Annotated in this window: 8 protein-coding genes; 4 read left to right on the top strand and 4 right to left on the bottom strand. The window is 55.3% G+C overall.

The features are described from left to right. Nucleotides 1-217: 217 nt before the first annotated feature. The 4 genes from gyrB to dnaA form a co-directional block, all read right to left on the bottom strand. Nucleotides 218-2,632: a DNA topoisomerase (ATP-hydrolyzing) subunit B gene (gyrB, locus tag Q7O77_RS11320; RefSeq protein WP_304167106.1), complete on the bottom strand. Its 2,415-nt coding sequence runs from the start codon at nt 2,630-2,632 to the stop codon at nt 218-220. An 18-nt stretch (nt 2,633-2,650) separates the two neighbouring features. Next, entirely contained in the window at nt 2,651-3,736 is a 1,086-nt protein-coding gene (recF, locus tag Q7O77_RS11315; protein WP_085650666.1) for a DNA replication/repair protein RecF, read from the bottom strand. 133 nt (nt 3,737-3,869) lie between these two features. Next, nucleotides 3,870-4,970 carry a DNA polymerase III subunit beta gene (gene dnaN, locus Q7O77_RS11310; RefSeq protein ID WP_085650665.1) on the bottom strand — a complete coding sequence of 367 codons (1,101 nt, stop codon included), beginning with the start codon at nt 4,968-4,970 and terminating at the stop codon, nt 3,870-3,872. Nucleotides 4,971-4,974: 4 nt separating this feature from the next. Beyond that, entirely contained in the window at nt 4,975-6,375 is a 1,401-nt protein-coding gene (dnaA, locus tag Q7O77_RS11305; protein WP_304167102.1) for a chromosomal replication initiator protein DnaA, read from the bottom strand. A 665-nt stretch (nt 6,376-7,040) separates the two neighbouring features. Here dnaA and rpmH point away from each other — a divergent pair. The 4 genes from rpmH to yidC form a co-directional block, all read left to right on the top strand. Then, nucleotides 7,041-7,181: a 50S ribosomal protein L34 gene (gene rpmH, locus Q7O77_RS11300; protein WP_085650663.1), complete on the top strand. Its 141-nt coding sequence runs from the start codon at nt 7,041-7,043 to the stop codon at nt 7,179-7,181. 18 nt (nt 7,182-7,199) lie between these two features. After that, nucleotides 7,200-7,559, top strand: a complete 360-nt coding sequence (gene rnpA, locus Q7O77_RS11295; protein WP_071999804.1) for a ribonuclease P protein component — start codon at nt 7,200-7,202, stop codon at nt 7,557-7,559. Beyond that, nucleotides 7,523-7,780: a membrane protein insertion efficiency factor YidD gene (yidD, locus tag Q7O77_RS11290; protein WP_071999803.1), complete on the top strand. Its 258-nt coding sequence runs from the start codon at nt 7,523-7,525 to the stop codon at nt 7,778-7,780. The genes rnpA and yidD overlap by 37 nt, the downstream gene beginning before the upstream one ends. A 2-nt stretch (nt 7,781-7,782) precedes the next feature. Further along, nucleotides 7,783-8,621, top strand: an 839-nt coding sequence (gene yidC, locus Q7O77_RS11285; protein ID WP_304167094.1) for a membrane protein insertase YidC, incomplete at its 3' end; no start/stop codon positions are given.

Here is an 8,621-nt window from a genome sequence, read left to right as displayed (position 1 = left end):
GCGTGTATTGCAAGAGACGTAATGAAATAGCGAGGAGGTGTTGCGGATCATATCGAGTTGTCAGGCTAACCGTCCTCTTCTCGATGAAGTGTATTTTGTGAATGGCGTATCGGGGGAGGTAGAGGTAGAGGTAGAGGTAGTTTAGGACAACCCCATAAAAAAGCTTCGCACAAGGCGAAGCTTTTTTCGTTTACAGATTAATCGCGTCTGAGCGCTATCAGATATCGATGTTCGCCGCTTTCAGGGCGTTTTCTTCGATAAAGGCGCGACGGGGTTCAACGGCATCCCCCATCAGCGTGGTGAACAACTCATCGGCCGTGATCGCATCCTTCACGGTAACGCGCAACATGCGGCGACCTTCCGGATCCATCGTGGTTTCCCAAAGCTGTTCCGGGTTCATTTCACCCAGACCTTTATAACGCTGAACCGCCAGACCGCGGCGGGATTCTTTCACCAGCCACTCGAGCGCCTGCTCGAAGCTGACGATAGGCAGCTTGCGCTCACCACGTTCAACAAAAGCGTCTTCCTCAATCAGGCCGCGCAGTTTTTCGCCCAGCAGATTAATTTTGCGGTATTCGTTGCCCGTCACAAACGCGGTATCCAGCGGATAGTCAGTATCGACACCGTGGGTGCGCACACGCAGTTTCGGCTCGTGGTGACCTTCTTCCGTATCGTGGATCACGAAGCTGTAGGTGCTGCCATGTTTTTCCTGCTCGGTCAGCAACGTCACCAGCGTTTCCATCCAGCGCTGTACCTGCTCGCGGTCAGACAGCGTGGCTTCGGTCAGAGACGGCTGGTAGATCAGCGCGTTCAGCAGCGGACGCGGGTAGCGGCGCTCCATACGACCAATCATTTTCTGCACGGCGTAATGCTCGGCGACCAGTCTTTCCAGCGGCTCGCCTGCCATTGCCGGCGCATGCGCGTTGGTATGCAGCGTCGCGCCATCCAATGCCAAAGCGATCTGGTACTGATCCATCGCTTCGTCATCCTTGATGTACTGCTCCTGCTTCCCTTTCTTCACCTTATACAGCGGCGGCTGAGCGATATACACATGGCCGCGCTCAATGATTTCCGGCATCTGACGATAGAAGAACGTCAACAGCAGCGTACGGATGTGCGAACCGTCGACGTCGGCATCGGTCATGATGATGATGCTGTGATAGCGCAGCTTATCCGGGTTGTATTCATCGCGGCCAATGCCGCAACCCAGCGCCGTAATCAGCGTGGCGACTTCCTGCGACGACAGCATTTTGTCGAAACGCGCCTTCTCCACGTTCAGGATTTTACCCTTCAGCGGCAGAATCGCCTGGTTCCTGCGGTTACGCCCCTGCTTCGCAGAGCCGCCCGCGGAGTCCCCTTCCACCAAGTACAGTTCGGACAGCGCCGGATCGCGTTCCTGACAATCCGCCAGCTTGCCCGGCAGACCGGCCAGGTCGAGCGCGCCTTTGCGTCGCGTCATATCGCGGGCGCGACGAGCGGCCTCACGAGCGCGCGCAGCGTCGATGATTTTGCCGACCACGATTTTGGCGTCTGACGGATTTTCCATCAGATAATCCACCAGTTTTTCGTTCATCAGCGATTCGACCGCGGTCTTCACTTCAGACGACACCAGCTTGTCTTTGGTCTGGGAAGAGAATTTCGGATCGGGCACTTTCACCGATACCACAGCAATCAGGCCTTCACGGGCGTCATCGCCGGTCGCGCTGATTTTGGCTTTCTTGCTGTAGCCTTCTTTATCCATGTAGGTGTTCAGCGTACGAGTCATGGCGGCGCGGAAGCCAGCCAGATGCGTACCGCCGTCACGCTGCGGAATGTTGTTGGTGAAGCAGTAGATGTTTTCCTGGAAACCGTCGTTCCACTGCAGCGCAACTTCCACCCCGATATCGTCTTTCATCGTGGAGAAATAGAACACGTTCGGGTGGATCGGCGTTTTATTGCGGTTCAGGTAATCGACAAACGCTTTGATGCCGCCATCGTAGTGGAAGTGATCAGACTTATCTTTTTCACGTTCGTCGCGCAGACGGATGGAAACGCCGGAGTTAAGGAACGACAGCTCGCGCAGACGCTTGGCCAGAATGTCATATTCGAATTCCAGCACGTTGGTGAAGGTTTCGGTGCTCGGCCAGAAACGGACCGTGGTCCCAGTCTGTTCAGCTTCACCCACCACGTTCAGCGGCGCAAACGGCACACCGTGGTTGTAAGTCTGCTTGTGAATTTTGCCTTCGCGGCGAATGGTCAGCTCCAGTTTTTCCGACAGGGCGTTGACCACGGAAACGCCTACGCCGTGCAAACCGCCGGAGACTTTGTAGGAGTTATCATCAAATTTACCGCCAGCATGCAGCACCGTCATGATGACTTCAGCGGCTGACACGCCTTCTTCTTCGTGAAGACCGGTTGGGATCCCACGGCCATCATCCTGTACCGACACGGAGTTGTCGCTATGGATGGTGACGATAATGTCTTTACAGTAGCCAGCGAGCGCTTCGTCGATAGCGTTGTCCACCACCTCGAATACCATATGATGCAGACCGGTTCCGTCATCCGTATCGCCGATATACATACCCGGGCGCTTACGAACTGCATCCAGCCCTTTTAATACCTTGATACTTGAGGAGTCATAAGAATTCGACATCAACGTTTCTCGCTCATTTTAGTCCTGTGATTGAACGGTTATTTTACCCTGTTCTACGCTGAACATCTTGCCATTTTCGCCGACCATATCGCCTATCTGTTCAGCGCTGATCGCGCTGACGAAGACCTGTGCCTGCGTGGCTTTCAGCCGTTCCGCCAGTAGGCGTCGTCGGGTGCTATCCAGCTCCGAGGCGAAGTCGTCGATGAGGTAGACGCACTTGAGTCCGCTGTTGCGGGTGAGAAACTCACCCTGCGCCAATCGTAGAGCGCACATCAACAGCTTTAACTGACCGCGCGACAACATATCCTCTACCGCGACGCCGCCCGCACGAATGCGGAAATCCGCCTTGTGCGGGCCTAAGGCGGTATAGCCCAGCATTCTGTCACGCTCGAAATGGCGCTCCAGCAGCTCTGCGTAATCACTTTCCCGATCCCAGCCGCGCTGGAAGGAAAAGCTCAGGGAAAACTCCGGTAAAAACTGGCCGCAGGTGGCTCCGATATCGTCCACAATGGCGGCGCTGTAGGCCGCTCGCCATTGGCTTATCTGCTCCGCCAGCGGTACTAATTCCTGATCCCACGCCCGCATCTGCCCATAGTGACTGGTTTGGCGCAGCGCTGCATTGCGCTGACGCAACAGACGTTTCAGATTGTTCCAGGCGTGGAAAAAACCGGGCTCGTGATGAAAGCAGCCCCAGTCCAGAAAGGCCCGACGAAACTTCGGGCCGCCGTTGAGAAGGGTAAATCCTTCCGGGGTAATGAGCTGAATCGGCAACAGTTGCGCCAGTTCAGCGACTCGATGGCCATCGCTGCCATCGATACGAACCTTGCTATCGCCCTGACGGTTCTTGCTCAGTCCGACGGAGCGTTCCCGCTCACGGCCATCAATTCTGCCGTGCAGCACAAATTCAGGCTGTTCGTGACGAATCACCCGTCCCGCCTGAATACTGCGGAACGCGCGGCCGTGGCCCAGCGTGTAAATCGCTTCAAGCACGCTGGTCTTGCCGCTGCCGTTGGCGCCGACCAGAAAATTGAAACCGGGGATCAACGCCAGATCGGCAGATTCAATATTGCGAAAATCGCGGATGAGAAGACGGGTCAGTGCCATTTTACAACCATTCAGCGTCGCTGCCTTTCAGCCGGATGCCGGACACCTCCGTTTGCGTTTCGCAAACCGGTGACGCCCGACATACTGGCATATCTAAAAACGGCGCCAGGCCGTTTTCCCACCTTTCACGCAACTACAAACGCATCGGCATGACGACATACGCTGCGGCCGGGCTGGCGCTATCTTCGATCTGCACGCTGGATACGGAGTCGATCAGCAGCATACGCACGTCTTCGCACTTCAGTGCATTCAGCACATCCAGCACGTAGCTGACGTTAAAACCAATCTCCATTTCCGTACCGCCGTACTCGACGTCCAGAATTTCCTCGGCCTCTTCCTGCTCCGGGTTATTCGCCGTAATTTTCAGCTGATCTTTGTTCAGATACAGCCGAACGCCGCGGAATTTCTCGTTGGAGAGGATCGCCGCACGGGAGAACGCCTGCTTGAGCAGGTCGCAGCTGGCTTCGAGCGTTTTGTCGGGATTCTTCGGTAATACGCGTCGATAATCCGGGAAACGGCCATCAACCAGCTTGGAGGTGAAGATGAAATCGCCTACATGCGCGCGGATGTTGTTGCTGCCGATCTGCAATTGCAGCGGCGTATCGCCGCCGTCCAGCAAACGCACCAGCTCCATCACGCCTTTACGCGGGACGATCACCGAATGGGACGGCAGTTCCTGACCGACCGGCATTGAACAGACCGCTAGACGGTGGCCGTCGGTCGATACGGTGCGCAGCTCTTCCCCTTCGGTCTCGAACAGCATGCCGTTGAGGTAATAGCGTACGTCCTGATGCGCCATGGAGAACTGGGTCGCTTCAATCAGGCGCTTTAATGTGGCCTGCGGCAGAGAAAACTCCACCTCGCTCTGCCAGTCATCCAGGTTGGGAAAATCTTCCGCTGGCAGCGTAGACAGCGAAAAGCGGCTGCGCCCGGAGCGTACCAACATACGATCGCCGTCCAGCATGATGGTGATTTCCGCGCCGTCCGGCAAACCGCGACAGATGTCGAACAGCTTGCGCGCCGGAACGGTGGTCGCGCCCGCCTCGTGGGGCTGGGTCAGCGCTACGTGCGCTACCATTTCCATTTCCAGATCGGTGCCGGTCAGCGATAGCCGACCTTCACTGACCTGCAATAATAGGTTGCCCAGGATCGGCAACGTCGGCCGGCCTCCCAAGGGACTGCTAACCTGCTGTAGGGGTTTTAACAGATGCTCGCGTTCAATAATAAATTTCATGATATTAGGAAGATAATGTTCTGATTAAATTGGAAAAATCTTCTTTAATGTCGTGACTTTCCTCGCGCAGCTGCTCAATCTTTCGACAGGCGTGCAGCACGGTGGTGTGGTCTCGACCGCCAAAAGCATCACCGATTTCCGGCAGGCTGTGATTCGTCAATTCTTTCGCCAGCGCCATCGCCATCTGACGTGGGCGAGCCACCGATCGCGAACGACGTTTGGACAACAGATCGGCGACTTTGATTTTATAATATTCCGCTACGGTCTTCTGAATGTTGTCGATGGTGACCAGTTTTTCCTGCAACGCCAGCAGGTCGCGCAGCGCTTCACGCACAAAATCAATCGTGATGGAGCGTCCGGTGAAGTTGGCGTTGGCAATGACGCGGTTCAGCGCCCCTTCCAACTCACGCACGTTGGAACGTAAGCGCTTGGCAATAAAGAAGGCCACTTCGCCGGGCAGACGGATATCGTTCTCGTCCGCCTTTTTCATCAGAATCGCCACGCGGGTTTCCAGCTCGGGCGGTTCGATCGCAACCGTCAGACCCCAGCCAAAACGGGACTTCAGGCGATCTTCCACGCCGTTGATCTCTTTCGGATAGCGGTCCGAGGTCAAAATAATCTGCTGATTGCCTTCCAGCAACGCGTTGAACGTATGGAAAAACTCTTCCTGAGAACGCTCTTTGTTGGCAAAAAACTGAATATCATCGATCAGCAGCGCATCGACGGAGCGGTAGTACCGTTTGAACTCTTCAATGGCATTGTTCTGCAGGGCTTTCACCATATCCTGCACAAAACGCTCCGAGTGCATGTACACCACTTTGGCGTTGGCCTTGCGGGCCATAATGCCGTTTCCAACCGCATGTAATAAGTGCGTTTTACCCAGACCGGTGCCGCCATACAGAAATAGCGGGTTGTAGGCACCACCCGGATTATCCGCCACCTGCCGCGCAGCAGCGCGCGCCAGCTGGTTGGATTTACCTTCGACGAAATTATCGAAAGTATGTTTCGGGTTCACGTTGGAGCGATAGGTGTGCTCGGCATGCAGAGACGGCGCATCCCAGCTCGGACGAACAGGAGAAGAAACCGGACGAGCCTGCGGCGCAGCCGCCGGGATCATCGTAGTGGCAGCGTTGCCCGCCGGAGCGACCGTTGCCATAGCCGGTTTGCTGCCCACTTCAAAACGCAGCAGCGGAGCATCCAGACCGCAGAAATCATTCAGCAGTCCATTGATATTATTAAGGTATTTATCACGCACCCAATCCAGCACAAAGCGATTAGGGGCGTAAAGCGCCAGAGTGTTGTCACTCAGTTCCGCCTGCAATGGGCGTATCCACATACTGAATTCTGTGGCAGGTAATTCATCCTGCAAACGGGCAAGACACTGCTGCCAAAGCGAAAGTGACACGGCGGACTCCACTCGAACAAGATAAAACAAAGAAAAGAAACAGAATCGTTAGTTATGTAACTCATGATTTTTGGCACCCGCTCCCCGGATATGAAGAGCCAGCGTGCGCCGCGCATTGATGCGGCTTACCGTGACGATCCCGACGGAGGATCGCTAGCGGGACGGCGGATCATAACCTAAACGACCGCAGAGATCTTCCCCTTCTGCACAGTTTTGATCCTTTTTATCCACAGGCTATTCTTATTCCCCCTACCTGCCTGGACGCAGACGAATGGAGGTCATGATAAGGTTACCCACACCCGGCGGGCTGCCCCAAGGCGTCTATAAGGATAGCCGGATTTTTCGCCATTGGCGGTGAGGGGGATCATGATCTTCTTACCAGGATCTGTGCTCGATCCTTGCGCTTTATCATGGAGTACGTATAATTCCCGCCCTGCGCGTGGCGCCTGCACGCTGTGCTCGGTTAGACAGGTGATGTTTCCTCAAGCGGGAAATATTGGGTGGGTGAAGCGCGGATGTTAATTGACTCGGGACTGTACAATTATTACAATCCCGCCTCTTTTTATATATATGTATATGCGATTGAGGCGTCGGTCATTTTCTTCACGCCGAGTAGCCAAACGCGTTAACTATGAAGTTTTAATCAAGTTTAGGTAGAAATCGCCATGAAACGCACTTTCCAACCGTCCGTACTGAAGCGTAACCGTAGCCACGGTTTCCGTGCTCGTATGGCCACCAAAAATGGTCGTCTGGTTCTGGCCCGCCGTCGTGCGAAAGGCCGTGCTCGTCTGTCCGTTTCTAAGTAATAAAAGCTAACCCACCGAGTGGTTAAGCTCGCTTTTCCCAGGGAGTTACGTTTGTTAACTCCCAGCCATTTCTCTTTCGTCTTCCAGCAACCTCAACGGGCTGGCACGCCGCAAATCACCATTCTCGGCCGCCTGAATACGCTGGGGCATCCCCGCATCGGTCTTACCGTCGCCAAAAAGCATGTTAAACGGGCTCATGAACGCAACCGCATCAAACGTCTGACGCGCGAAAGTTTCCGCCTGCATCAGCACCAGTTGCCTGCCATGGACTTTATCATCATCGCGAAAAAAGGCGTGGCCGATCTGGATAACCGTGCGCTGACGGAAGCGTTGGAAAAATTATGGCGTCGGCACTGTCGATTGGCTCCCGCCTGCTGATCGGGTTGATACGCGGATATCAGCGCTTTATCAGTCCACTGCTGGGACCGCACTGTCGTTTCCACCCGACGTGTTCCCAATATGGCATTGAGGCAATACGCAGGTTCGGCATGATAAAAGGCTGTTGGTTGGCGCTGAAACGCGTATTAAAATGCCACCCTTTGAACCCTGGTGGTGATGATCCCGTACCGCCAAAAACCGACAATAACAGAGAACATTAACGATGGATTCGCAACGCAATCTTCTTCTCATCGCTCTGCTATTCGTAACGTTCATGATCTGGCAGGCCTGGGAAACGGACAACAATCCGCCAGCCACGACACAGACCACGCAACAGTCTACGAATAATGCAGTCGGCGATGCCGCCAACCAGGGCGTCCCCGCCAGTGGTCAGGGTAAACTGATTACGGTGAAGACCGACGTACTGTCCCTGACGATCAACACTCGCGGCGGCGACATCGAGCAGGCCAACCTGCTGTCTTACCCGGCAACGCTGGGCTCCACCGAGCCTTTCCTGCTGCTGGAAACGACGCCGGCCTTCGTCTATCAGGCGCAGAGCGGTCTGACCGGTAAAAACGGTCCGGACAACCCGGCGAACGGTGCGCGTCCTCTGTATCAAACCACTCAGGATCACTTCGAACTGACCGACGGTCAGAGCGACATCCGCATTCCGCTGACCTATACCGACGCCAACGGTGCGACCTTCACCAAAACGTTCGTACTGAAACGCGGCGACTATGCCCTGGGCGTTGAATACGGCGTCAATAACGCCAGCACTCAACCGCTTGAGCTGACGCTGTTCGGCCAGTTGAAGCAGTCCATCGATCTGCCTTCACACCGCGATACCGGAAGCAGCAACTTCGCGCTTCACACCTATCGCGGCGCCGCGTTCTCTTCCAGCGACGAGAAATACAAAAAATACAGCTTCAGCGATATGAAAGAGCCGCTGAACATCGCGACGCAGGGCGGCTGGGTCGCCATGCTGCAGCAGTATTTCGCCACCGCGTGGGTGCCGCAGGCCAACAGCAACAATACGTTCTACAGCGCCAATCTGGGCAACGG

This window comes from Lonsdalea britannica, assembly GCF_946477055.1.
Classification (GTDB): domain Bacteria; phylum Pseudomonadota; class Gammaproteobacteria; order Enterobacterales; family Enterobacteriaceae; genus Lonsdalea; species Lonsdalea britannica_A.
The sequence above is the reverse complement of the archived record's forward strand: the minus strand, read 5'-3'. Positions and strand labels throughout refer to the sequence as shown.